The sequence below is a fragment of the Streptomyces sp. NPDC032472 genome (genome assembly GCF_040636955.1).
GTDB lineage: Bacteria > Actinomycetota > Actinomycetes > Streptomycetales > Streptomycetaceae > Streptomyces.
Genome location: NZ_JBEZVK010000002.1, coordinates 21,568 through 44,603, shown reverse-complemented (window position 1 = coordinate 44,603; position 23,036 = coordinate 21,568). Strand labels below are relative to the sequence as shown.

Below are 23,036 nucleotides of genomic sequence, written 5' to 3'. Positions count from 1 at the left end.
AGGACGTCTCCCATGTCGCAGAATCCCACCCCCCGCGTCGCGATCGTCGGCGCCGGCGTCGCCGGGATCTCCGCTGCCTACCACCTGCGTGACCACGCACAGATCACGATCTTCGAGCGGGAGGACCGGCTCGGCGGGCACGCCAACACCGTCGAGGTCGAGGAGAACGGCAAGGTCCTCGGCATCGACACGGCGTTCGTCGTCTTCAACCGGCCCGCGTACCCGAACCTCTTCGGCTTCTTCGACGAGCTGGGCGTGGAGGCCGTCGAGCACCTCGGCGGGTTCAACTTCTTCGACCTGGACAGCGGGCTGGAGTACGGCACGCAGGAGCTGGACCTGGGCGAGGAGGAGGTCGTCGGCCGCTACTCCGACGAGTTCGTCACCATCTGGCGCGAGGCCCGCCGCTTCCACGAGGAGGGCCGGCGCGACTTCCTGCGCAAGAAGGCCGACATCCCGCTCGGCGAGTACCTCGACCGCGGCGGCTACAGCGAGGCCTTCCGCTACTCGTACGTGATCCTGCTCTGCTCGGCGGTGTGGTCCGTGCCGGCCGAGCTGATCTGGGAGATCCCCGCCTCCACGGTGATCGCCTTCTACCTGGGCCACGACGAGGGCGGCCTCGGCGGGCGCAAGGTGGACTGGCGCACCGTCGGCGGCGGCTCCATCTCCTACGTCCGCAAGGCGATCGCGGCGATCGGCGCCGAGCTGCGCACGGCGGAGCCGGCCACCTCGATCCGCCAGGACGCCGACTCGGTCACCGTCACGACGACGAAGGGCAGCGAGACGTTCGACTACGTCATCGTCGGCGCCCACGCCGACGAGGCGCTGGCGCTGCTGGAGAACCCCTCCGCCCGCCAGAAGGAGGTGCTGGGCCCGGTGCGCTACAGCTCCTCGCGCGTGGTGCTGCACACCGACACCTCGGTGATGCCGGCGACCAAGGAGCGCTGGGAGGCCTGGAACTACGGCCAGGTCGAGGCCGGCGGCCAGGCCCGCCAGTACGTCGCGTACTACATGAACAAGCTGCACGGCTTCACGGCGGAGAAGGACTACTTCGTCACCCTCGACTACCCGCTGGAGGTGGACCCGGAGTCGGTGATCGCGGAGTTCCCGTACACCCACCCGATCATCGACATCAACGTCCGCAACCTCCAGGCGGACATCTACAACGTCAACGAGGGGACCCGGCTGAAGCTGGCCGGCTCCTACTTCCACTCCAGGAAGCTGGGCTGGGACCAGATCGGCTCGCACGAGGCGGCGTTCTCCTCGGGCGCGGAGGCCGCGGCCCAGCTCCTGAAGGAGACAAAGGAGCAGGCTCAGGGCTGAGCGGGGCCGGCGCCCCGCCGGGCCGCGGACTGGCTCTCCTGCGCGAGGCGGCGCAGGGCCATCAGGACCGGCTCCAGCAGGACCGTCAGCACCAGGGCCCGCTCGGCCATCTCGAGCGGGTCCCGGAGGTCCTCGATCCCGTCGAGGTCGACGGCCGCGATCCGGTCGGCGAGTTCGCCGTACGGGAGCAGCCGGTGCCAGTCGTAGTCCATGCCGAGGTCGGCGAGGGTCTGCAGGGTCCGGGCGATGACCGCCTTGCCGGCGGCGTCGTCGGACACCTGCCAGCCCAGGGCGTCCAGCAGGGCGTCGACCTCGGCGAGGCGCGCCTCCTCGAGGTCCGTGTCCTTCTCCCCGTCGTCCGCGGTTTCGGCGGTGGCGCCGAGGACGAGGCCGAGGACCTTGTGCGGGTCGTCCTCGCGCTCGTACACGCCGCCGAGGACCTCCTTGGCGGCGCCCACGCTCAGCCCCCGCACCCCGACCAGGGCCCGGACCAGCCGGAGCCGCCGTACGTGCGACTCGTCGTACTCGGCCTGGTTCGGGGCGGTGGCACGTCCGGGCGGCAGCAGCCCCTCGCGGAGGTAGTACTTGATGGTCGTGATCGGCACTCCGCTGCGGCGGCTCAGCTCAGAGATTCGCATCGTCTTCCGTTCTTCGCTTCTTCCACGCTCGATTGGCCAGTGGACAGTTCCACTCTCTATCATGGATACTGCAACTCTCCATTATTGAAGGCGAGGCTCACGGTGCCGAAACTCTCCTGGAAGGGCCGCAACCCGGTCCCCACGACCGCCCGGGTCCATGTCATGGCGTCCCGCTTCGAGGTGAAGTCGCTCTCCGACGTACCCCGCTTCTTCGTGCGCGCCCTGGCCGCCTGGGCCCAGCTGAAGACCTCGCCGGGAGCGGTCGAGGCCTCACTGATCGCCGAACCCCTCAAGCGCACCTTCTGGACGCTGTCCGCCTGGGAGAGCCGCGAGGCGATCTACGGCTACGCCAGGGCCGAACCGCACCGCGGCATCATGGGCGAACTCCGCGCGACCATGCGGACGTCGGTCTTCACCTTCTGGGAGATGCCCGCCTCCGTGCTGCCGCTCGACTGGGACGACGCCCGCGCCCGCCTCGACGCCCAGCTGCGAGCCGACGCCGAGAGCGCCGAGAGCGCCGGCGAGCACTCCTGAGGCCTCGCCCGGCCACGACTCCCGGCCCGGGACACCCCCGCCCCGGGCCGGGGCACGTACTGCGCACCGCGCCGCGCACCGCCCGGTAACCCCGTCTTCCGTATGGAGAACCCCCTATGAGCACCGACACCAGCACCTCAGAAGCGGCCGGCGGTGGCGCCGCGCCCGCACGCCGCGGCGCCACCGCACCCCTGTGGCTGTCGATCATCGCGACGAGCGTCCCGATGTTCATGGTGGCGCTGAACAACCTCGTCGTGTCCACCGCCCTGCCGACCCTGGCGAAGGAGCTGAAGGCGGACACCCAGGACCTGCAGTGGTTCGTCAACGCCTACGTCCTGGCGTTCGCCTGTCTGCTGCTCACCGGCGCCGCCCTCGGCGACCGGTTCGGGCGGCGCAGGATCTTCCTCCTCGGCATCGCCGTCTTCACCCTGTCCTCGGTGTACTGCGGGCTGTGCGACACCACCGCCGAGCTGATCGTCGGCCGCACCGCCCAGGGCGTGGGCGCGGCGGCCGTGATGCCGCTGTCGATGACCCTGCTCGCGCAGGCCGTGCCCGCGAACAAGCGCAGCCTCGCGCTCGGCCTGTGGTCCGCGTTCAGCGGTCTCGCCGTGGCCTTCGGCCCGCTCGTCGGCGGCGCCGTGGTCGACGGCATCGACTGGCACTGGATCTTCTGGATCAACGTCCCGGTCTGCCTGATCGCCGTTCCGCTGGTGCTGAAGGTCCTGGACGAGAGCAAGCTGGCCGGCACCCGCCTGGATCCGCTCGGCATGGTCCTGGCCACCGGCGGCCTCGTCGCCCTCGTCTGGGGCATCGTCAACGGCGCCGAGGACGGCTGGACCGACGGCCGCATCCTCGGCGCGTTCGCGGGCGGCGCCGTCCTGCTCGCCGGGTTCGTGGCGTGGGAGTCCCGCGCCGCCATGCCGATGCTGCCGCTGTCCCTCTACCGGCTGCGCGCCTTCGTCATGTGCAACGTGGTCTCCGCGACGATGTACTTCGGCGTCTTCGGCTCCATCTTCCTGCTCTCCCAGTACCTCCAGATCGCCCCGGTCCGCACCCCGCTGCACGCCGGTGTCCTGACCCTGGCGTGGACCCTGATGCCGATGTTCATCGCGCCGGTGGCCGGCGCCCTGACCGACCGCGTCGGCGGCGGCCGCCTGATGGCGCTCGGCCTCTTCCTCCAGGCGGCCGGCCTCGCCTGGATCACCCTGGCGGCCACGGACAACACCCCCTACTCCCACCTCGTCGGGGCGATGATCCTCGGCGGCACGGGCATGGGCTTCGCCTTCGCCCCGACCGCGGCGGTCGTCCTCGCCTCCGTCTCGCAGAACCTGTACGGCACGGCCTCCGGCGCCAACACCACGGCCCGCGAGATCGGCGGCGCCCTCGGCATCGCCGTCCTGTCGACGGTCTTCGTCCGCAACGGCTCGATGGCCAACGCCCAGGAGTTCGTGGACGGCATGCACCCGGCCGTCTGGGTCGGCGTGGCCGTGGTCTTCCTCGGCGGCCTGTGCGCCCTGGCCATCCCCCGCACGGTGAACCGCCCGGCGGAGGAGCCCGCACCCCCGCGCAAGTCCGGTGACACCACCCCGACCCCGGTCTCGGCCACGGCCTGACCCCCCGCCCACCGAAAGCCCGGCCCGGCCCCCGCCGCGCCGGGCTTTCGCGCTGCACACCGCCCCCCGGCCGGCGTCAGGGACGCGGAGCCTCCAGCGCTGCCTCAAGCAGGTGCGCGTACGGCCTGAAGCCCCGTTTGACCGCCTCGGGCGAAGCCGAGGACGGCATGAGCACGCCCGGGAGGAACGCCGTCCGCCACATCAGGAACACCTCGCGCACGGTGCGTTCGTGCGCCGGAGCGGCCAGGCGAGCGGCGGCCGACAGCACCTCGACGATCCGCGCCGCGGTCTCCTCCGTGTCGTCGGCCCCGGCGCGGAACGAGGCCGTGCCGACCAGCGCCTGCAGCAGATGCACGAGCTGCAGATCGGTTCCCATCCGGGCCATGCGCCCCACGGCCTCGTCCCCGCCGAGGTCCGGCGAGACCTCCTCGATGCCGCCCGACCAGAGCAGCAGGGAGGTGGCGGGCACCTCGTGCTCGCGCAGGTAGCCGAGCTGGTCGAGGATGGCCATGGTTTCGGGGCCGAAGGAGCCGATGCCCTGCACGCCGGCCAGGATCCGGTCGAGCTCGCCGCGCCGTTCGCCCACGAACTGCCCGACCGACCGCTCCGCCAGGGCGGCGGCACACTCGACGACCCCGCCGAGGGGCCCGAAGACCTCCCGGGCGAGCGAGCCCTCCGCCGCCCTGGGGCCGAGCGCGATCACTGCCCCCCGAGGTAGACCCGGGTGATCCCACCCCCCAGGTCCTGGAGGGTGATGCCGATGCTCTGGAGCTTGGACCTGCGCTCGTCCCCGATGCACGGCGGGCAGACGCTGCCCGTGCGCGCGTTCGGCACGGTGTCGGGGCTGGGCAGACCCAGATGCGCGAACGACACCGGGCCCGGAGGCTTGCGAGGAGGCAGCGGAGGGTGGGGCTCCAGCGGCTGGTCGAGGCGCAGATCGGCGGCGATCACCTCGGCCTCGGCGTGCGGCACGGTGAACGACAGCAGGTAGCTGTCCGCGTCCCAACCGTCCACTCCGGCCCCTCTCACGTCCTGTGCATCCGCCGGAATCTGCACGCGCAGGTACGCGGCGGCCTCCTTGCCGCCCACGCCCTCCAGCCATCGCGGGGCAACAGCCCGGTTGTCCTTCGGCTCCGGCACCCACCCCACGGCGATCCCCGCCCCCGCGACGGCCAGGGCCACGACCGCGGCGGCCACCACCGCGCGTTTCACCGGTTCTCCTCCTCGCCTCGGGAGGGGTCGCTGCGCGTCCCGTGGCGCCCCCCGTCCGCAGGCGGCTCCACGCCTGCATCGGGCGCACCGAAGTCGTACTTCTGTACGGAACTCGTGCCTCGCATGTCGAACTCCTGGGCCAGCCGACGGTGTGGAGCCGCGCCATCTCCTTGTCCTCGATCACCACGGGACCGATCGGGGTCGATTTGATGTTGTCCCAGTTGTACCGGTCGTAGATGTTGACCGTGTAGTCCATGCTGATCCTCGGCTTTCCGTCGGCACCCGGAACGACGGACACATCGCCGGAGAGAACCCGCTGACGGCCGCCGACGCCCAGATACCAGTCCCGGTTCCTGAAGTTCGGGCCCGGTTCGAGCGGGGGGCCGGGGGCCCGGTACTCCACGGGGATCGAGACGGGTACGCCACCGGACTTCTCGAAGGCGGCCAGAGCCTCTTGCTTCCACTTGTCCTGATTCTTCTGGATGTCCCTGTGGACATCCGCCCGCATCCCGGCGTCTTCCCTCAGTGCCCGGTCGATGTCGAGTTCGAGGGGTGTGCCGGTGCCTTCCAGGTAGTGGGCCAGGTTGCGTGAAGCCACGGTATTCCCGATGAAGTCGCCGCTGGCCATGATCATCTGCGCTTTGTCGAGCAGGTACATGTCGTGCAGGCCCGGCTCCTCGACGCCGAAGGGACCCGCACCCTTGTCCGGGGCGCTCCACTGGTACGCCGGGTCAAGGATGCCGGCCTTGCGGAGCTCGTCCCCCCGCTCCTGCAGGAGGATGGCCCGCGTCACCGGGTCCAGGCTGCGCCACCAGTCGCCTACCTTCGCCCGGTCCTTGGGCATGCTTTCAGCCTTGACGGCCTCCTGGAGGGAGGGGTACGGGCGCCTGCCGTTGAACCCGTTGAAGGTTCCGTCGCGGAAGTCGGCATCTGTCACCGCGTCGACCAGGGCGAGCTTGACGCCTCGGTCCGCCTCGTCGAAGGCGGCGACGGCGTCGTGCATGTGGCGCGCCCAGGACCGTTCCACCTCGGGGAGGTCCGGGTCGTGTCTGAGCGCCTGGGCCTCGGCGCCGTCGACCTTGGAGAAGTCGAAGGTAACGTTTCCTCCCTCGCTTACCTTCATGCCGGCAGCCACGGCGTCCCCGACGGCCGACTCCACCTTCCGCCGCAAGTCGGTGAAGAGGGCGAACGCGTCGCGCAGCAGAGCCGCGACTGCGCGCGCCTCGGACTCGGCATTGGCGTACTCGTGGCGCGTCACCGCGAAGTTGGCAATCCCGACCTGCTGCGCCTGGCCCAACCACATGCCGTTCTTCCCGATGGACGCGACTTTCTCCCCGTAGACCTTTTCGATCTTCTTCAGTTCGCCCGCCATCTCCTCCCAGGCAGTGGCAGCGGTGGTCAGCGCGCCGAAGTCAGTGGCCATGACCTCGCGGTAAGTCAGCATGTGCCCCGTTTCTGCTGGTTGTTCAGCACATCCTACGCAGGGCCGCGATCACGCGCCGCCGCCTTTCACGGCGGGCTCTGACGCGGGTCAGGACGTCGTGGGAGCAGGTGGCAGGCGACCATGACCTGCGGGGTAATCGCGGCTGCAGGCGGTGCCGGGTAGGTTTCGGGCACCGCCCACGCCCCCGCGACCAGGAGTCCGACCATGCCCGCATTCGGCTTCGCCCATCTCCGTGGCCGCCGCCACCACTCCGACGTCCTCGAGTACCTGGAGCGCATCCAGGCGACCCTCGACCCCTTCGGCGGCCGCTTCGTCATCCACGGGCCGCCGGCCGAGGTCCTGGAGGGCGACTGGCCCGGCAGCATGGTGCTGATCGAGTTCCCCGGCCGGGCCGAGGCCCGCGCCTGGTACGACTCCCCCGCCTACCGGGCCATCCTGCGGCTGCGCACCGACCACGTCGAAGGCGATGTGCTGCTGATCGACGGCGTCGGCCCGGACTACGACCCCACCGAGCGGGCCCGCACCCTGCGCGCCGAGGCCGAACGGGCGGGGGAACCGGCCGCGTAGCGGCGGCCGTCATCACCGGGCCTCAGGCTGGCGCCGCGGCCTCCTTCGCCGCGGCGCCGGGCCGGGCCGCGCCCGCGTACCCGCGGCGCCGGGCCCAGGCCACGGCCGGCGGGGCGGCCAGGCCCGTCACGGCGAACAGTGCGCCCACCACGTACCAGCCGGGCCGCCCCCAGGTGATGCACAGGGAGATCAGCAGGGCCGGCCCGACCGCTTCGGCGAGGCCGGCGCCGAGGCCGAAGACCCCGAGGTACTGCCCGGTGGCGTGCCGCGGGGCCAGAGCGAAGGAGATCTCGAACCCGGCGGCGGAGTGCCACAGTTCGCCGAGGGTGTGGACGGCGACGGCGGCGAGTAGCAGCGCCGCCGCGGCCCAGGCCGGGACCCCGGCGGACAGGGAGATCAGCACGCAGGCGGCGAGGAAGGCGACGCCGGAGCGGCGGTAGGCGAGGGCGCCCGCCGCCGGGGTGTCGATGCTGCGGCTGGCCCGTACCTGGCAGGTGACGACCAGGACGGTGTTCAGGAGCATGGTCCCCGAGATCAGCCAAGGCGGCGCGTCCGTGGCGGCGACCAGCCACAGCGGGACGGCGACGGTGAGCACCTTGAACTGGATGGCCATGATGCCGTCCAGCACGGTGAGGGCGAGGTAGGGCCGGTCACGCAGCGCGATCCAGCGCGGGCCGTCGGCGGCCGGTTCGGGCGCGACGGGCCGCAGGCGCAGCACGATCACCGCCGAGGCCGCGAAGGCGAGGGCATTGCCGATGACGAGGAGGCGGTACGCGTTCTGCGTGCCGGCCTGCACCGCCCAGCCGGCCAGCACGGCGCCGAGGGAGATGCCGATGTTGGTCACGGCACGCAGGTAGGCACGGAACTCCTGCGGCCGCTCGCCCCCGTGGTGGCGGATGATCGGGCTGCGCGCCGCGAGCCCCGCACCCTTCGCCGCGGTGGCCGCGCAGACGGCGGCCACGAACGGCCAGAAGCCGTCCGCCAGCAGGAAGCCGGCCGTGGCGAACGCCTGGACCACGAGCGTGGCGGCGTACACGCCGCGGGCCCCGCGCCGGTCCGCGAGGTGGCCGGCGGCGATGCCGACCGCGAGGGCGAGGATGCCGGCGATGCCGAGCCCGAGGCCGACCTGGGCCGCCGGGAGCCGGACGGCCTCGGTGAAGTAGAGGACGCCCGCGGTCAGGTAGAGGCCGCTGCCGACGGTGTAGACGAAGTTCGAGGCGGCGATGGTGCGCTGCGGTCCGGACTCCGGCAGCAGGTGGGGCATGGTGCGCTCCGTATCCTGACAGGACTGACGGTAAGGGGCGTGGGTCGAGGGCTGCGGTTACAACTACCGCCATTGGATTGCACGTTGATGGCAATTGCAAGAGGAGTGCAACAAGGTCGGTGCCGCGGGCCCCGGTTGCTCTCCTCAGCCCGTGAGGACCTGCCCGACGAGGTGGAAGTTCAGGCCGATCACCAGGGCCGCGACCACCGAGGCCGCCGCGGTAAGCAGGGGTCGGTTGGCCAGCGGGCCCATGACCCTACGGTCGGGGGTCAGCAGGATCAGCGGTACGAGGGCGAAGGCGAGGGCCGCGCCCCGGCCCAGCGTGGCGCCGATGCCGGTGTGGACGTCGTCGATGGTGTCGGCGGGCCGGCCCGAGGGGTGGAAGAGCCGCGCGGCGATGACGAGCATGGCGGCGTGGGCGACACCGGCCGGCCCGAGCCCCACCATGGCGCCGCGGCGCACGGAGTGGACGAGCGAGCGCCGCTCGTCCACGGCGCCGGCCGGTCCCGCCAGCCCGGCAGGACCCCCCGGCCCCCGCGTGTGCGCACTGGTGAGGCTGGAGTGCAGGTAGATCACGTGGGGCATGGCGGTGGCCCCGAGGATCCCGGTGGCGAGCAGGACGCTCTCGGACCCCGAGAAGCGGGGTACGGCGCCGCCGGCGGGGACACCGGCACCGCGCAGGACCCGCAGGCCACCCACCGCCGCCTGGTGGAACCGGGCCTGGCCAGGGAGACCCCCGGCGGCCGGCTGGCGCCCGTGGGTCCGCCGCCGTTCCGCAGCGGTCAGCCGAGGGCCTGCGCGTGGAGAGCGTGCGCCATGGGAGACGACCCGTCGGTGACGAAGGAGCGGATCTGGGCCAGGTAGGCGTCGCGGTCGATCCGGCCGTCGCCGTCCTCGTCCAGCGCATCGAAGGCCGCACGGGCGTTGTCGACGGGATTGCCCAGGGCGTGCCGCAGCCGGGTGAACTCCGCCCGGTCGAGATGTCCGTCGCCGTCGGTGTCGGCCAGGTCGAACAGCGATCCCAGAGCCGGCCTGCACACCTCGTCGAAGGCCTCCGCGCCCGCCCACGCCTCGTACTCCGCGAAGGTCACCCGTCCGTCCTGGTCCGAGTCCATCGACGCGAACACCCGCTCGTGCGCGGTGCGCGCCGAGGACAGCAGCGGGGCGTGGCCGGCCCGGCCCAGTGCCTGCGCCGCGCGTTCGGGCCGGGCAAGGTACTCCTGGCGGGAGATGACCCCGTCCCCGTCGACGTCCAGCATCGAGAAGATGTGTCGCTTGGCCGCGATGGCGTCCACCCGGACCCTCATTCCTGCGCGAAGCCGAAGAAGCAGCGGGCACCGCTCCCACCGTGGGAACGATCACCTCGGCACCAGGTCACCGGCGCTGCGTGCAGTCCGGTGGGACCGACCACCGCATCGAGGCCGCGGCCGCGGGAACGGGCCCGGTCAGCCGGTGGCGAGGGCGTCCTCGACGGCGTCCATGAAGGCCGGGTCCAGCATGGTGCGGACGGCGGTGTCGCGGGCCGGGTCCAGGCCGGTGTCGTGGCAGGCCGTGCTCAGGAGGTAGCGGCCCAGGACCGGGTGGGTGGTGAAGGCCCATTCGCCGCTGCCGGCCGGGGTTCCGTCGGGGGCGATCAGGCCCCCGCTCTCCAGGCCGAAGCCGAACTCCGTGAAGCCGAGCTGGAGTCCCTGGCCGAGGGCCTTGGTGTAGGCCTCCTTCAGGGTCCACAGGCGCAGCAGTTCGGAGGCCTGGCGGTCCTGGGACATCCGTTCCAGCTCCTCGTGCTCGGCCGGGGTGCACATGTGGCCGCGCAGCAGCTCGAAGGACATCCGCCGGTCGGCCGGCTCCACGTCGACGCCGATCCGGCCGGTGCGGCTGACGCCGACCGCGATCAGGTCGTCGGTGTGGCTCAGGCTGATGTCGATCTGGTCCAGGCCGCGGATGAACGGCCGCCCGCCCAGCTTGTACGCAAGGTCGAACCCGGCCGGGTCGGTGCGCAGCGCGGCCGCCGCCGTGTACTTGATGATCATCCGGGAGGTGACGAAGCGGTAGCGGATCGCCGCGTCCGCGGTGCCGCGGTAGCGCTGCCAGTCCCGGCCCAGCAGGGGGCGCAGGCCCGGTTCGGCCAGGGCCGCGGGCAGCCATTCGCCCCAGGTCGCGTACACCACGGCGCTGCCGCGCCGGTCGAGGCCCCGGTGCACCTCGTCCCACGGTCCGTGCGGGCCGGCGACGTGGACGGGCGGGGCGATGCGCGGCTCGTCCGCGGGCGCGGTGCGCCGGTCCGGCGTGGTCTGCGTGGGCGGCATGGGGTGGTCCTCCTGTGGGGTCGTCGGGATCTGCGGCTGCGCCCGGCGGTGTGTCAGTGCGCGAGCCGCAGGCCGTCGAGGTCGCACGAGCGGCCGTCCTCGTAGCGGCCGACCAGCTCACGCAGCACCCGGTCGAGGACGCCGTCGGGCAGCTCGGGCACCGCGATGCCCATGCGGCGGCCGAGCCGGGTCAGGGCGAGGACCGCCCAGGCCGGGTCGGCGAGGAAGGGGTCGGCACCGTCGGCGCCGTGTTGGGCTTCCCATACGCCGAGCACGGCGGCCGCGGCGAGGAGGAGGGCGTAGCGGTCGCTGAGGACGACGACGGCGGGGTCGGTGAGCGCTTCACGGCCGTCCGGGATCCGGCGGCACCGGGCGCGCAGGCCGCGCAGTTCGCCGACGAACGTCTCGGCGAGCTCGGCGAGGACGGCCCTGTCGCCGCCGGCGGCGGACCGGTGGTCGGCGAGGCGGGCGGCGGAGCCGATGAGCGAGGCGGAGAGGAAGTCGTCGCCGCTGGCGATTCCGAGCAGCCGGTAGTCCAGGGACGGCAGGGCCGCGCCGCCGGAGAACAACTCGGCCGGCGGCTCCTCGGCGCGGAACCAGGACCGCTCGGCGAGGCTGCGCAGCTGCGGGACGATGACGGCCTGGCAGGCGGCCGTGCCGGTGTGCCCGAGGCCCGCAACCGGCAGGTCGCGCACCAGCTTGTCGAGGGAGCCGTACTGGGGGCTGCCGTGCTCGTAGCCGTGCGAGCCGAGGACGGAGGCCAGCGCTTCGAGGTCCTCGCGCAGCAGGTCCGGTACGACGTACTTCACGGCGGCGGCCAGGACGTGGGCGCGCTCGGGCAGCAGGCTCAGCGAGCGCAGCGCGACGGTGGCCATGCTGTCGCAGGCCAGCAGATCGGCGAAGACCCCGGTGAGCGGCTTGTGCCAACGTCGGACGGTGCGGCCGCCGCGGCCCGGGGAGACCGCGCGGACGGCGGAGTGCAGGACGGTGTCGGCGGCCGAGACGGCCAGGGCCGGGATCAGGCAGCGGTTGACCTGGAAGGTGCGCAGCGCGAGCGCCACGCCCTCGCCGGGCCGGCCCACCAGGGCGGAGGAGGGCACGGGCAGGCCGGTGAACTCCAGTCCGGAGAACAGCCCGCCGCGCATGCCGGGGGTGGGCACGCGGGGCAGCCGGGCGACGGTGCCGGCGGGCAGCTCGTCGGGGCGCAGCAGGAGCACGGAGTGGCTGCGCGGGCCGCGTTCGGGGGCGGTGCGGGCCCAGACGACCCAGGCGCCGGAGCGGTCCGCGTTCATGATGACGTCCTTGCGCCCGCTGAGCGTGTACCCGGCGGCTCCGGGGGCGGAAGCGGCGTTGAACTCGTCCCGCAGGATGGCGTTCGCGTGCGCGACCTCGTGGTGGACGATCGAGGCCCGGCCGCCACCGAGGAGCAGCGCGGCGGTGTCGGCGCGCTGCCGCTCGGTGCCGGCCGCCCAGACGGCGGCGGTGCCGAAGAGCGAGGTGATGCCGTAGCCGAAGCCGAGGGCGACGTCGCGGCGGAAGACCGGGCGCAGGACCTTGGCGAGCAGGTCGGCGCGGGTGAGGCGGCCGCCGAACTCGGCGGGTACGAACTCGGCGCCCAGGCCGGTCTCGGTGAGCAGCTGCTCGGTCGCCGCGGGCGGCTCGCGCCGGGCGTCGGCGGCGATCAGGGCGGCGAGGCCGTGCGGGTTGGCCGGGTCGAGGGGGGCGCCGAGGAGCGCGTCGAGCTGTCCCGCGCGGGCGAGGGCGGCGTCGTGCTCGGCGTCCCGGGCGGGGGCCGCGGTGGTGCCGGCGGCCCGGCCGGTGAGGGTCTGGGTCTGGTTCTGGGTCTCGGTGAGGGTGGCCATGGTGGCGTGGATCAGCTCCTTCGTCACAGGGCGCGGGCCGGGCCGTACGGACGTTCAGCGTCGGGGCGCGTGCTCGACGTCCGCTCGAGCCCCCCTCGAACTCCGGCCGGGGAGCGCCGCACGCACGGCTCAAGGCCGGTTCGAAGGCGGCCCCATCACGGGAGCGGACACTGCCCTTTGGGCCGTGGGCCCGTGGGCCCGTAGGCGGGACAGGCACTGGACTCTCACAGGGAGGGCGCGATGAGCGCGACGACCGCGGCGGCCGGCACATGGGTGCGCCGGTTCCATCCGGCACCGGAGGCACCCGTACGGCTGATGTGCCTGCCGCACTCGGGCGGCTCGGCCAGCTACTTCCACCCGCTGTCGCGGGCGCTGTCACCCGCGCTGGACGTGGTCACGGTGCAGTACCCGGGGCGGGGGGACCGGCGCGCGGAGCCGTTCGTCACGGACGTACGGGAGATGGCCGACCGGCTCTTCGCGGAGCTGCAGGGGTGGGACGACCACCGCCCGCTGGCCCTGTTCGGGCACAGCCTCGGCGCGACGGTCGGCTTCGAGCTGGCGCTGCGGCTGGAGGCGGCGGGGACCGCGCCGCTCGCGTTGTTCGCGTCGAGCCGGCGGGCGCCGTCGACGCACCGGGAGGGCGAGTACGCGAACATCGAGGACGACGACTGGGTGCTGTCGACGGTGAAGGAACTGGGCGGCACGCCGCAGGAGCTGCTCGTCGACGAGAAGCTGCTGCGGATGAACCTGCCGGTGCTGCGGGCGGACTACCGGGCGGCGCAGGGGTACCGGTACCGGCCGGGGCCGGCGCTGGCCTGCCCGGTGGTGGCGATGATCGGCCAGACCGACTCGAAGGTCTCCCTCCAGGAGGCGGCGGCGTGGCGCACGCACACCACCGCGGAAACCACGTTCCACTGGTTCCCGGGCGGCCACTTCTACCTCAACACCCAGGTCCCGGAGGTGGCGACCCTGCTGCGCACCCACCTCCTACCACCCACCGCCGGGTAGGGGCCGCTCCCCCGGCCCGCCTGCATGCGCGGCGAGAGGCCCGCAACTCCAGCCCCGCCGGCGTGTGAGGCCGGGGATCCGGGTCAGCGCCGCGGGAAACCCGGCTCCGCCGGGCACCGGGCTCCGCCCGGACCTGCGCCTCAAACGCCGGCGAGGCTGGAGTTTGCCGGCCTCCGGGTACGGGGCCGGCGGAACCGGATATGCCGGGCCCGCCCACCGGTCGACCACTCGAGGCACAGGACCACCCGTTCCGGCCCCGCCGGCGAATCAGGCGCGGGGGCTGGGCCGGGGTCCAGGGTCAGCGGGTGGCCGTGTGGAGAGCGAGCGGCAGGGTCGCCGGGGTCGGGGCCACCGCGATCCGGGGTGGGGGCCAGCCGTGGGCGGCGAGGCGGTGGGCCATCTCGTAGGCGAGTTCGCCGCCGCCCGAGACGCAGCTGAGCAGGAGGGGTTCGCCGACGGCGAGCAGGGGCCGCAGCGCCGCGAGGCACGTCGGCGCGTCGGCGGCACCCCGCACCGTGACCAGGGCCTGCGGCCCCCGCCAGGCCGCCGCGAGTCCGTCGTGGCAGTCGGCCTGGGCTCCGACCCCGGCCCCGGCGGCGTCCGGCGGCGCAAGGAGCACGATCGTCCCGGCGTCGGGGCGGGTGGCCGGGCGGAGCACGACCACGGTGGCGGCCTCCGGCCGGGGCCGGGCGGACCCCGCCTCGGGCAGCAGGGACAGGTAGTCCCGCGCCGGCGCCGAGCCGTCCCCGCTGCACGGGAGTTCCCGCAGCAGCAGCGCGGCCTGCGCAAGGGCCGACCCCGCCTCCGCATTGCCGATCCGCGACCGGTCGTTGACGGCCGTCAGGACCAGGCCGCCCTCGCAGTCGTGGTGGGCCCGTACGCTCAGCGGCACCGGCGTGTACGCGTCCACCGCCTGCGGCCGCCCGAGGTGCACGCCCTCCTCGGCGAGCTCCTCCTCCAGGGCCGCCGCCGGCCCGTCCGGCGGGTCGAACGACACCACCGACTCCGTGAGTTCCTCGTGCGCCCCGCGCCCGCTCCACGCGTGGATCTGCCCTTGCGACACCCACTCGTACGCCGACGCGCCCAGCATCCGCTCCCCCAGCTCCGCCAGCAGCTCCGCCACCGGCGCGGCCGGGTCGACGCGTACGTGCAGCGGCAGCGGGCCCTGGAGCGGGGCGGGCATGCCGGCCGCACCCTCCAGCGCGATGCCGCGCCCGGAGACGCCGACGGCGAAGGCGACGGGGGCGGGGCGGGAGCCCGAGCCGGTCGCGCGGTGCAGCAGCAGCGCCCAGGCCGCGCCGAGAGCGGTGCTCTCGGCGGCGCCCAGTTCCGCGGCCCAACGCCGCAGCCGTACCGCCTCGTCGGGGGTCAGCCGGTGGCGGGTCCGGCCGTGGCCCCGGTGGGTCGGCCCGTCCCCGGCCGGCGCGCCGACCGCGGGCGGCACGGGCAGCGTGCGCGAACCGGGCGGCGGCGCGGCCCCGGCCCAGTAGGCGCGGGGCGCGGTGTCGTCCTGCCCGGCGAGCCAGCGCAGGTGGTCCCGTACGTCGGGACGCCGCTCCCCGCCCCGGGCCCGCCCCGCGGCCAGGTACGCGCGGTGGAAGGCGCGCAGCAGCAGCCGTACGCTGCGGCCGTCGAGCAGGGCGTGGTGGTAGGTCAGGATGACCCGGGTCGGCCCGGCGGGCCCGGCCTGTTCGTCGAGCAGGGCGATCCGCAGCGGGGCGGGGCGGTGCAGGTCGAAGGGGCGCAGGCGTTCGCCGACGAGGAGGGAGTGCCAGTCGGCGGATCCGTACGGGTGCCGGACGAGTTCCGGTTCGGCGTGCGGATGGACGACGACGTGCGGTCCGTCGCCGCCGGGGGCGAGCGCGGCGCGCAGCACGGGCTCCCGGTCGTGGACGGCCTGCCAGGCCTCGTGGAAGCGGCGGGTGTCCAGCGGCCCGTACCAGCGCCAGTGGAGCTGCTCGACGTGCAGGGCGGCACCGGGCCGGGCGGCAAGGGCGTCGAGCAGCACCTCCCGCTGCCGCGCCCCGACGGGCAACGAGGGCAGGGCCTCTGCGGCGCCCCCCGTACGGCCCGGCCCGACCCCACGGTCGCTGCCGACGGCACACGCTCCCCCGGCCGGGCGTACCGGGCCGACCGAGGCCGCCGGGGCGGCCGCCTCGGCCTGGCGGGCCGTGTCGCCCCCGTCGGACCCGTAGCCCGCAGCGGTCGCGGTGGCCGTGGTGGCCGTTCGGGGCGCCCGGGCCGCCCGGGACCGGCCCCCGGCGTCGGCCCCACCGGACGCGGACGCCGCTGCGCCCGTCAGGAGGTCGGCCAGTGTGCCCGGGTGGGGGTGGTCCGGCGGGAGGTGCAGGGTGTGGTGCGTGGGGGTGTGCCGGGTCAGCGGGTACGGCGGCAGGGCCGCCAGGGCCGACTGCTCCAGCGGGCCGTGGAGGTGGAGAACCGGCTCCGGGCCGGGGGCGATGACCACGGTGACGGCGACAGCAGAGGCAGCGGTGGTCATCTCTCCCCCGTTCGGCATCGGACTCCGACTCCAAAGGGGACGAGTATGCATGGCGTGGCCACGTATCGCTGACGGGCCGCTGACGCGCCGCCGGTGCCGCGGCACAGCCCCGCCGGAGCGGCGTGGGTGCTCCGGCGGGGCCCCGGACCGCGGTCGCGGCCCCGGCACCTCCCGGGCCGCGACAAGCGACCCGGACCTCCCAGGCCGCAGCAAGCGGCCCAGCTCTTCCCGGGCCACAGGACGCGCCCCGACACCTCCCGGCCGCAGCCGGCGACCCCGGCACGTCCCGCGCCGCCGCAAGCAACCCGCCACCACCCGATCCGCGGCACGCGACCCGGCGGCGGCTCCCGCGCTCACAGCATGCGGACGGCGTTCTCCGCGTGCCGTTTGGCGAGTTCGAGGGTGGCCGTGCTGTTGCGGCCCAGCGCACCCCGTACGTACGCGCGGGCCTCGGACACGGTGGTTCCCGCGCCCAGCACCCGTTCGACGGCCTCCTCGCGCAGCAGGACGCTGTGCTGCGAGACCACCGTGACGCCGGTCTCGTCGGGGATGACGGACCATTCGCCGGTGTGCGCCGCCATCAGCGCGGGCGTCGCGGTCTGCTTGTAGACGATGCGGCCGGCGTGCGGGAAGCAGACCCGCACCGACTCGGTGGTGTGCGCGGCGCCGTCCGCGGTCAGCGTGTCCATGCTCATGCGCTGCACCCCGGGTTCGTCCTCGGTGACGTCGAGCCGCGCGACGTGCGGGATCAGCCGCGGCCAGTCGGCCACGTCGTAGAGGAAGCCGTAGACCAGCTCCGCCGGACCGTCGACCCGTACCGCGTCCTCGAAGCTCAGCAGCAGCTCGTCCAGGCGGGTCCACTGCTCGGCGGTCTCCTTCAGCCGGTCGAGCTCGGCACGGCTGTTGTCGTCGGTGGCCCGCCGCACCCAGGCGACGTCCTGCGGCCGGTCCCCGGCGACGGTGAAGTCGTGCTCCAGCACCAGCCGACATCGGTCGGCGCCGCGCGGCTCCACGCTCCAGCTGCCGCCCATCGCCGTGGTGGGGGCGGCCGGCAGCTCGTGCCGGAAGTCGATGCGCCGGGCGCCCGCGTCGAGGGTGCGGCGCGACAGCCAGGACCTGACGGTGCCGTTCGCGGTGGCCCACATGTGGAACCGGTCCTGGACCCCGTCGAAGTCGAGCCGTTCCACGTGGATGCTCGCGGGGACGAACAACGGCCACTGGGTCGTGTCCGCCACCAGTCCGTAGACCACGCCGGCCGGCGCTGCGACGTCCACGGCGTACGACGTCCGGTGCACTCGCTGGACCGCCATCACACACCTCCCTCACTGGTCATCCAGAGTCTGTCCGAGCCTGGTGGAGCGCCGTTCGAGCGGAGCCGGAGCCGCGGTGGACGGATGGCCGCCCTCACCGGGACCCGACCGCCGTCTCCGCGTACCGCTTGGCGTACGCCATGGTGGCGGTGCTGTTGCGGCCCAGCGCGTCGCGGACGTACGTACGGGCCGCGGCCAGGTCGGCGGTCGGGCCCAGGATCCGGGTGACCGCGTCGGGGCGCAGGACCACGCCGTGCCGGGAGGTGACCGTCGAGCGTCGGGCGTCGCCGGTGACCGTCCAGGCGCCGGTGTGCGCGCTCATCAGGGCGGGCGTGCGGGTCTGCTTGTAGACGATGCGGCCGGCCTCGGGGAAGCAGACCCGCACCGACTCGGTGGTGTGCGCGGAGCCGTCCGCGGCCACCGTGTCCATGCTGATGCGCTGCACGCCGGGCAGGTCGCCCTCCTCGGCCAGGTCCAGCCGGGCGACGTGCGGCAGCAGTTCGGGCCACCGCTCGGCCCGCTCCAGGAACGCGTACACCAGCTGCGGCGGGGCGTCGACCCGTACCGTGTCCTCGAAGGTCATGACCAGCTGGTCCATGTGGGCCCACCGGCCGGCGATCCGGGCCAGGTTGCCGAGCTCGGCGCGGCTGTTGGTGTCGGTGGCCCGCTCGACCCAGGCCACGTCCTCGGGCCGGTCGCCGACGACGCGGAAGTCGTGCAGCAGGGTCAGCCGGCAGCGTTCGCCGCCGAGCGGCTCGACGGTCCAGGTGCCGGTCATCTCGCGCAGCGGGGCCGCCGCGATCTCCTGGCGGAACTCGATCCGCCGGGCGCCGGCGTCCAGGACGCGGCGCGAGGTCCAGGACTTGACCTGCCCGCCCGCGGTGGCCCACATCCGCAGCCGCTCCTCGGTGCCGTCGAAGGCGAGGCGTTCGACGTACACGTTGGGCGGGAAGAACAGCGGCCACTGCACGGGGTCCGCGATCAGCCCGTAGACCACGCCGGCGGGCGCGTCGACCTCGGTCTCGTGCACCGTACGGTGCATCTGCTCGGCCGCCATCAGAAGTTGCCCAGTCCGCCGCAGACGTTGAGCGCCTGTGCGGTGACGGCCGCGGCGAGGTCGGTGGTCAGGTAGCCGACCATGGCCGCGACCTCCTCGGGGGTGGCGTAGCGCCCCAGCGGGATCTTCGCCTCGAACTGCTCCTGCACGTCCTCGGTGGTGGTGCCCCAGGCGGCGGCGTACCCGGCGCGGACGCGCTCGGCCATCGGGGTCTCGACGTAGCCGGGGCAGACGGCGTTGACGGTGATGCCGGTCGGGGCGAGCTCCTTGCCGAGGGCCTTGGTGAAGCCGACGACGGCGTGCTTGGAGGCCGAGTAGGGGGCGCCGAGCAGGACGCCCTGCTTGCCGGCCGTGGAGGCGATGTTGATGATGCGGCCCCAGGAGGCGCCTTCGAGGCCGCCGTTCTTCAGGACCTCCCGGGTGAGCAGGAAGACGCTGTTGAGGTTGGTGTCGATGACGTCGTACCAGAGCTCGTCGGGTATGTCGGCGGTCGGGCCGCCGCCGCTGCGCCCGGCGTTGTTGACGAGGACGGAGACCGGTCCGTACTCCTCGACGGCCGCGGCGACCAGGGCGGCGACGGACTCCCGGGAGCGGACGTCGGCGGCGGTGCCCTCGACGTCGAGGCCCTCGGCGCGCAGGTCCTGGACGGTCTGCTTGACGGAGTCGGCGGTCCGCGCGCACAGGAACACCCGGTGGCCGCGCCGGCCCAGGTCGCGGGCGACGGCGAGCCCGATGCCGCTGGTGCCGCCGGTGACCAGGGCGACCGGCTGCGGCGGCGAGGCCGGCCAGGCCGGGGCCGCCGGTCTCGACGCGGACGCCGGCGCGGACGCCGACGCCGTCCCGGTCGCCGAAGCCGACGGTGCCGCTGACGGTGCTGTCATCGCTGACCCTCCAGGACTCGTGGTGTGGTTTCGACCGTGTCCCGGACCTCTGGAGAGCCGCCGGAAGTCTGCTTGAGGACCGGTGCCGGGACCGGGACCGGGGCCGGGGCCGCCGAGCGCGGGCGCAGGCAGTGCACGGTGGCGAGCCGGCCCAGCGGGGCGATGGCCCGCTCCAGCTCGCGCCAGCTCAGCGTCGGCCCGCCGGCTGCGAGGTAGCCGTCGGGCCGGATCAGCACCCAGCCCCCGGGGCCCAGTCCCAGCGAGCGGCGCAGCAGCCCGGCCGGGTCGGCCAGCGGGGCGGGGCCGCCGCCGATGCCGTCGCCGAGGGTGCGCACCGAGAGCCAGTCGCCGTGCTCGGCGGCCGAGGCGCGGGCCACCCGCAGCGCCTCGCCCGGGCCGGCCGCCGCCCACAGCAGCGACCAGCGGGTGTCGCGGAGTTCGGCGCGCAGCGCCACCGAGCCCGGGTCGTCGGGGTGCCGGGCCGCGGCCGCCGCGGCCCGGGTGCCCGCGGGGAGCGCCGGCCCCTTGCCGGGAGTGGTCAGGGGGCTGTCCGGGTAGGCCAGGCGCAGCCCGGACATCCCTCCCAGGACCTTGCGCTGGATGGCCCGGCGCAGCGGCGGGACGGCCCGGACGAGGGAGAAGACCACCGGCAGCGCCACGCCGGCCAGCCGGTTCTTGAACTGCACGAGGAAGGTGGCCTTGCGGGTCGAGCCGAGCAGCGCCCGCCCGACCGGGACCCGTTCGAGCCCGTAGGTGGCGAGGAGCTCCTGCCCGGCCTGGCCGTGGTCGACCATGGCGAGCTTCCAGCCCAGGTTGTACGCCTCCTGGATGCCGGTGTTCATGCCCTGGCCGGAGGCGGGGCTGTGGACGTGGGCGGCGTCGCCCGCGACGAAGCAGCGGCCCTCGCGCATGCGGGGCACCATGCGCTGCTGGAAGGTGAACACCGAGTTCCACGACGGCGGTCCGACCCGCACGGGCCGGCCGAGGCCCGCGCTGAGCTTCGCGGAGAACCGGCGGGCGACGTCCTCGGCGTCGGCGGACTCGCCGGGGCGGCGGTCGGGTGCGGTGTCGAGGAGCCGCCAGCGGCCGTCCTCGCGGTACGGGACCATCATCAGGGCCTGGCCGCCGGTGTGCGCCCAGTAGATGGTGTCGGGCGGCAGGTCGGTGTCGACCTCGGCGTCGGCGAGCTCCCAGGTGTCGCGGGACTCGCCGATCAGCGGCAGCCCGAGTTCCTTGCGTACGGTGCTGTGGCCGCCGTCGCAGCCCACGAGCCAGGGGACCGCGTACTCCTCGGCGGTGCCGTCGGCGTGCTCCAGGAGGGCCGTGGCGCCGGCCGCGTCCTGGGTGAGGCCGGTCAGCCGCACGCCCCACTCGATGCGGACGCCGAGCCGGGCGACGGCCTCGCGCAGCAGCTCCTCGGTGCGGGTCTGCTCGATGACGACGGTGTACGGGAAGCGGGTGGGCATCGAGGCGTAGTCGGCTTCGAGGCGGACGAGCCGGTGGCCGCCGGCGTACATGGTGAAGGCGCGGTTCTTGCGGCCCGCGGCGAGCACCCCGTCGATCACGCCCATCTGGTCGAAGGTCTCCAGCGTGCGCGGGTGTACGGCCACGGCGCGGCTGGTGGCGGCCGGTCCGGGCGCGGCGTCGACGAGGCGGACGCGCAGGCCTCGGCGGGCGAGTTCGTGCGCGGCGGTCAGGCCGACGGGGCCGGCGCCCACCACGAGCACCCGGGCGGCCCGGCCCCGCGTCGTCGGTGTGCCGGAGAAGGTCCGCATGGAGGTGGCTCCTCTGATCGGTCGGTCGTGGGTCAGGTGCGCAGCAGGTCAGGTCAGGCAGGTCAGGTCAGGCAGGTCAGGTCACAGGGCCGCTTCGGCCGCCGCGCGCCGGCGGATGTCCCGGCGCAGGGCAGCGCGTTCGGGCTTGCCGACGTGGTTGCGCGGGACCGCGCCGAGGACCTCGACGCGGCGGATCTGCTCGGCTTCGGTGAGCCGCTCGCCCGCGCCCTCGACGATGGAGTCGATCCGGTCGAGGAGTCCGGGGGCGGTGGGGTCGCGCAGGACGAGCCCGAGCCATACGACGGACCCGTGCACGGGGTCGGGCCAGCCGCTGACGATGCAGTCGGCGACCCGCGGGTCGGCGCGGACGACCTCTTCGACGGTGCTGGGCGAGACGAGCTCGTTGTCGTACTTGAAGACGTCGCCGAGGCGGTCCACGAGGAACAGCACGCCGTCCTCGTTGCGGTAGCCGACGTCCCCGGTGGAGAACCAGCCGTCGGCGTCGATGCGCGGCGGCTCGGTGTCGTCGAGGTAGCCGGCCATCACCTGCGGCCCGCGGACCTGCACCTCGCCGGTGGCGTACACGTCCAGCGGGGTGCGCGTGTCCAGGTGGACGATGCGGCACTCGGTGCCGGGCACGGGCGGGCCCACCGACCCGGCCTTGGGCCGGCGCGGGTCCTGGCAGTGGGAGAGCGGGGACAGCTCCGCCATCCCGTAGCCCTGGACGACGGGCACGCCGAGGCGCTCGGACAGCGCCCGGGCGGCGCCGGAGGCCAGTGCGGTGCCGCCGGACAGGACGGCGGTCAGGCTGCGGCCGGCCGGGAACGGGCCGGTGATCCGGTCGTCCAGCGCCAGGGCGTGCAGGCGGGCGGGCAGCCCGTAGTAGTGGGTGGCCGACACCTCCGCGGCCAGGGCGAGGGAGGCGATCGGGTCGGGGTCGGGGCACAGCACCTGGCAGGCGCCCGCGTACACCGCCGAGTTGAGGTGCATGACGTGGTAGAGCGGCAGGTGGTTGAGCAGGACCGAGTCGCTGCCGAGCCGGTGGGCGGCGGAGATCTGGGCGGCGTTGGCGACCAGGTTGCGGTGGGTGAGGCGGACGCCCTTGGGTCGGCCGGTGGTGCCGGTCGTGAACTGGATGCACGCGTCGGCGTCCAGGTCGACGGCCTCGGGCAGAGAGCTCCGCTCGGCCGTGCGGTCCAGCACCTCGGCCAGCGGCACGGCGTCGCCGGGGACCACCCCGTCGGGGGCGTCCGTCACCACGACCGTACGCAGGGCGGGCAGCCGGTCGGACAGCTTCAGCAGCAGCTCCGCGGTCGCGGTCGGCACGAACGCCACCTCGACGGCGGCGGCGGTGAAGACGTGGACCAGGCCCGTCTCCTTGAGCAGCGGGTTGACCAGCACGACGGTGTTCCCGCTGCGCACCGTCCCGTAGTAGGCGGCGGCGAAGACGGGGTCGAGGGTGTTGGCGACGCCGACGCGGGCCCCGCGGCGGCCGCAGTCCTCCTCCAGGTGGGCGGCGATCCGGTCGGCCTGGGCGTCGAGCTCGGCAAATGTGACGGTGGACGGGCCGGACCGGCCGGACGGGCCGGTACGCACGGCCCACCCGGCGGGGTCGCGCACGGCGGCGCGGCGCAGCAGGCCGTCCAGCGGGAGGTGCGGATACACGGGTTTCGGCATGGTGCGTCCTCCTGGCTCCCGAAAGGGCGGTCGCGGCTGCGGCACGCTCACCACCGTGGCCAGAAGCG

At 74.1% G+C, this 23,036-nt stretch carries 21 protein-coding genes; 6 read left to right on the top strand and 15 right to left on the bottom strand.

The window, feature by feature from the left end; genetic code table 11:
* Positions 1 to 12: 12 nt before the first annotated feature.
* Entirely contained in the window at positions 13 to 1,320 is a 1,308-nt protein-coding gene (locus AB0F11_RS01260; protein ID WP_362166899.1) for an FAD-dependent oxidoreductase, read from the top strand.
* Here AB0F11_RS01260 and AB0F11_RS01255 read toward each other — a convergent pair.
* Complete coding sequence (locus AB0F11_RS01255) at positions 1,311 to 1,958, bottom strand: MerR family transcriptional regulator (protein ID WP_362166897.1); 648 nt, start codon at positions 1,956 to 1,958, stop codon at positions 1,311 to 1,313. The genes AB0F11_RS01260 and AB0F11_RS01255 overlap by 10 nt on opposite strands.
* Positions 1,959 to 2,120: 162 nt before the next feature.
* Between AB0F11_RS01255 and AB0F11_RS01250 the strand changes: the two genes are divergently transcribed.
* The gene (locus AB0F11_RS01250; RefSeq protein WP_362167255.1) at positions 2,121 to 2,492 is read left to right on the top strand and encodes a DUF3291 domain-containing protein; all 372 of its coding nucleotides are present in this window, start codon (positions 2,121 to 2,123) and stop codon (positions 2,490 to 2,492) included.
* A 116-nt stretch (positions 2,493 to 2,608) separates the two neighbouring features.
* Positions 2,609 to 4,105 (top strand): MFS transporter, encoded by a 1,497-nt coding sequence (locus AB0F11_RS01245; RefSeq protein WP_362166894.1) that lies wholly within the window; start codon positions 2,609 to 2,611, stop codon positions 4,103 to 4,105.
* Positions 4,106 to 4,181: 76 nt separating this feature from the next.
* On the opposite strand, the gene AB0F11_RS01240 is transcribed toward AB0F11_RS01245, so the two are convergent.
* Genes AB0F11_RS01240 through AB0F11_RS01230 form a run of 3 tightly spaced genes read right to left on the bottom strand, consistent with a single transcriptional unit; the run spans position 4,182 to position 5,442 of the window.
* Positions 4,182 to 4,808, bottom strand: coding sequence for a hypothetical protein (locus AB0F11_RS01240; RefSeq protein WP_362166892.1), 627 nt, complete (start codon positions 4,806 to 4,808; stop codon positions 4,182 to 4,184).
* Positions 4,805 to 5,317, bottom strand: coding sequence for a hypothetical protein (locus AB0F11_RS01235; RefSeq protein ID WP_362166890.1), 513 nt, complete (start codon positions 5,315 to 5,317; stop codon positions 4,805 to 4,807). Before AB0F11_RS01235 ends, AB0F11_RS01240 begins: the two co-directional genes overlap by 4 nt.
* Positions 5,314 to 5,442 carry a hypothetical protein gene (locus AB0F11_RS01230; RefSeq protein WP_362166888.1) on the bottom strand — a complete coding sequence of 43 codons (129 nt, stop codon included), beginning with the start codon at positions 5,440 to 5,442 and terminating at the stop codon, positions 5,314 to 5,316. The genes AB0F11_RS01235 and AB0F11_RS01230 overlap by 4 nt, the downstream gene beginning before the upstream one ends.
* Positions 5,443 to 5,978: 536 nt before the next feature.
* Between AB0F11_RS01230 and AB0F11_RS01225 the strand changes: the two genes are divergently transcribed.
* Entirely contained in the window at positions 5,979 to 6,842 is an 864-nt protein-coding gene (locus tag AB0F11_RS01225) for a hypothetical protein (protein ID WP_362166885.1), read from the top strand.
* A 123-nt stretch (positions 6,843 to 6,965) separates the two neighbouring features.
* Positions 6,966 to 7,328 (top strand): DUF1330 domain-containing protein, encoded by a 363-nt coding sequence (locus tag AB0F11_RS01220; protein WP_362166883.1) that lies wholly within the window; start codon positions 6,966 to 6,968, stop codon positions 7,326 to 7,328.
* Between the two features lie 22 nt (positions 7,329 to 7,350).
* On the opposite strand, the gene AB0F11_RS01215 is transcribed toward AB0F11_RS01220, so the two are convergent.
* From AB0F11_RS01215 to AB0F11_RS01195, 5 genes are all read right to left on the bottom strand, one after another.
* Entirely contained in the window at positions 7,351 to 8,592 is a 1,242-nt protein-coding gene (locus tag AB0F11_RS01215) for an MFS transporter (RefSeq protein ID WP_362166881.1), read from the bottom strand.
* Between the two features lie 144 nt (positions 8,593 to 8,736).
* A complete protein-coding gene (locus AB0F11_RS01210; RefSeq protein ID WP_362166879.1) occupies positions 8,737 to 9,291 on the bottom strand; it encodes a divalent metal cation transporter in 555 nt (184 codons plus the stop codon).
* A gap of 83 nt (positions 9,292 to 9,374) precedes the next feature.
* Positions 9,375 to 9,887, bottom strand: coding sequence for an EF-hand domain-containing protein (locus tag AB0F11_RS01205; protein WP_362166877.1), 513 nt, complete (start codon positions 9,885 to 9,887; stop codon positions 9,375 to 9,377).
* Between the two features lie 150 nt (positions 9,888 to 10,037).
* A complete protein-coding gene (locus tag AB0F11_RS01200; protein WP_362166875.1) occupies positions 10,038 to 10,898 on the bottom strand; it encodes a 4'-phosphopantetheinyl transferase superfamily protein in 861 nt (286 codons plus the stop codon).
* A 53-nt stretch (positions 10,899 to 10,951) separates the two neighbouring features.
* Positions 10,952 to 12,787 carry an acyl-CoA dehydrogenase gene (locus AB0F11_RS01195; RefSeq protein WP_362166872.1) on the bottom strand — a complete coding sequence of 612 codons (1,836 nt, stop codon included), beginning with the start codon at positions 12,785 to 12,787 and terminating at the stop codon, positions 10,952 to 10,954.
* 213 nt (positions 12,788 to 13,000) lie between these two features.
* Here AB0F11_RS01195 and AB0F11_RS01190 point away from each other — a divergent pair, with 213 nt between their 5' ends.
* Positions 13,001 to 13,768 (top strand): alpha/beta fold hydrolase, encoded by a 768-nt coding sequence (locus tag AB0F11_RS01190; protein ID WP_362166869.1) that lies wholly within the window; start codon positions 13,001 to 13,003, stop codon positions 13,766 to 13,768.
* A 298-nt stretch (positions 13,769 to 14,066) separates the two neighbouring features.
* Here AB0F11_RS01190 and AB0F11_RS01185 read toward each other — a convergent pair whose 3' ends face one another.
* The 6 genes from AB0F11_RS01185 to AB0F11_RS01160 form a co-directional block, all read right to left on the bottom strand.
* Positions 14,067 to 16,268, bottom strand: a complete 2,202-nt coding sequence (locus tag AB0F11_RS01185; protein ID WP_362166867.1) for a condensation domain-containing protein — start codon at positions 16,266 to 16,268, stop codon at positions 14,067 to 14,069.
* A gap of 353 nt (positions 16,269 to 16,621) precedes the next feature.
* Positions 16,622 to 17,578, bottom strand: coding sequence for an aromatase/cyclase (locus tag AB0F11_RS01180; protein WP_362166865.1), 957 nt, complete (start codon positions 17,576 to 17,578; stop codon positions 16,622 to 16,624).
* 94 nt (positions 17,579 to 17,672) lie between these two features.
* Positions 17,673 to 18,635: an aromatase/cyclase gene (locus tag AB0F11_RS01175; RefSeq protein ID WP_362166863.1), complete on the bottom strand. Its 963-nt coding sequence runs from the start codon at positions 18,633 to 18,635 to the stop codon at positions 17,673 to 17,675.
* A complete protein-coding gene (fabG, locus tag AB0F11_RS01170) occupies positions 18,635 to 19,516 on the bottom strand; it encodes a 3-oxoacyl-ACP reductase FabG (protein ID WP_362166861.1) in 882 nt (293 codons plus the stop codon). The genes AB0F11_RS01175 and fabG overlap by 1 nt, the downstream gene beginning before the upstream one ends.
* The gene (locus AB0F11_RS01165; protein ID WP_362166859.1) at positions 19,513 to 21,291 is read right to left on the bottom strand and encodes an FAD-dependent oxidoreductase; all 1,779 of its coding nucleotides are present in this window, start codon (positions 21,289 to 21,291) and stop codon (positions 19,513 to 19,515) included. Before AB0F11_RS01165 ends, fabG begins: the two co-directional genes overlap by 4 nt.
* 81 nt (positions 21,292 to 21,372) lie before the next feature.
* The gene (locus AB0F11_RS01160; RefSeq protein ID WP_362166857.1) at positions 21,373 to 22,968 is read right to left on the bottom strand and encodes a class I adenylate-forming enzyme family protein; all 1,596 of its coding nucleotides are present in this window, start codon (positions 22,966 to 22,968) and stop codon (positions 21,373 to 21,375) included.
* Positions 22,969 to 23,036: the final 68 nt, after the last annotated feature.

Coding starts and splice junctions, on each gene's coding strand:
- AB0F11_RS01260 (WP_362166899.1), top strand. CDS start 13: ATGTCGCAGAATCCCACCCCCCGCGTCGCGATCGTCGGCGCCGGCGTC.
- AB0F11_RS01255 (WP_362166897.1), bottom strand. CDS start 1,958: ATGCGAATCTCTGAGCTGAGCCGCCGCAGCGGAGTGCCGATCACGACC.
- AB0F11_RS01250 (WP_362167255.1), top strand. CDS start 2,121: ATGGCGTCCCGCTTCGAGGTGAAGTCGCTCTCCGACGTACCCCGCTTC.
- AB0F11_RS01245 (WP_362166894.1), top strand. CDS start 2,609: ATGAGCACCGACACCAGCACCTCAGAAGCGGCCGGCGGTGGCGCCGCG.
- AB0F11_RS01230 (WP_362166888.1), bottom strand. CDS start 5,442: ATGCGAGGCACGAGTTCCGTACAGAAGTACGACTTCGGTGCGCCCGAT.
- AB0F11_RS01220 (WP_362166883.1), top strand. CDS start 6,966: ATGCCCGCATTCGGCTTCGCCCATCTCCGTGGCCGCCGCCACCACTCC.
- AB0F11_RS01215 (WP_362166881.1), bottom strand. CDS start 8,592: ATGCCCCACCTGCTGCCGGAGTCCGGACCGCAGCGCACCATCGCCGCC.
- AB0F11_RS01200 (WP_362166875.1), bottom strand. CDS start 10,898: ATGCCGCCCACGCAGACCACGCCGGACCGGCGCACCGCGCCCGCGGAC.
- AB0F11_RS01190 (WP_362166869.1), top strand. CDS start 13,001: ATGAGCGCGACGACCGCGGCGGCCGGCACATGGGTGCGCCGGTTCCAT.
- AB0F11_RS01185 (WP_362166867.1), bottom strand. CDS start 16,268: ATGACCACCGCTGCCTCTGCTGTCGCCGTCACCGTGGTCATCGCCCCC.
- AB0F11_RS01180 (WP_362166865.1), bottom strand. CDS start 17,578: ATGGCGGTCCAGCGAGTGCACCGGACGTCGTACGCCGTGGACGTCGCA.
- AB0F11_RS01175 (WP_362166863.1), bottom strand. CDS start 18,635: ATGGCGGCCGAGCAGATGCACCGTACGGTGCACGAGACCGAGGTCGAC.
- fabG (WP_362166861.1), bottom strand. CDS start 19,516: ATGACAGCACCGTCAGCGGCACCGTCGGCTTCGGCGACCGGGACGGCG.
- AB0F11_RS01165 (WP_362166859.1), bottom strand. CDS start 21,291: ATGCGGACCTTCTCCGGCACACCGACGACGCGGGGCCGGGCCGCCCGG.
- AB0F11_RS01160 (WP_362166857.1), bottom strand. CDS start 22,968: ATGCCGAAACCCGTGTATCCGCACCTCCCGCTGGACGGCCTGCTGCGC.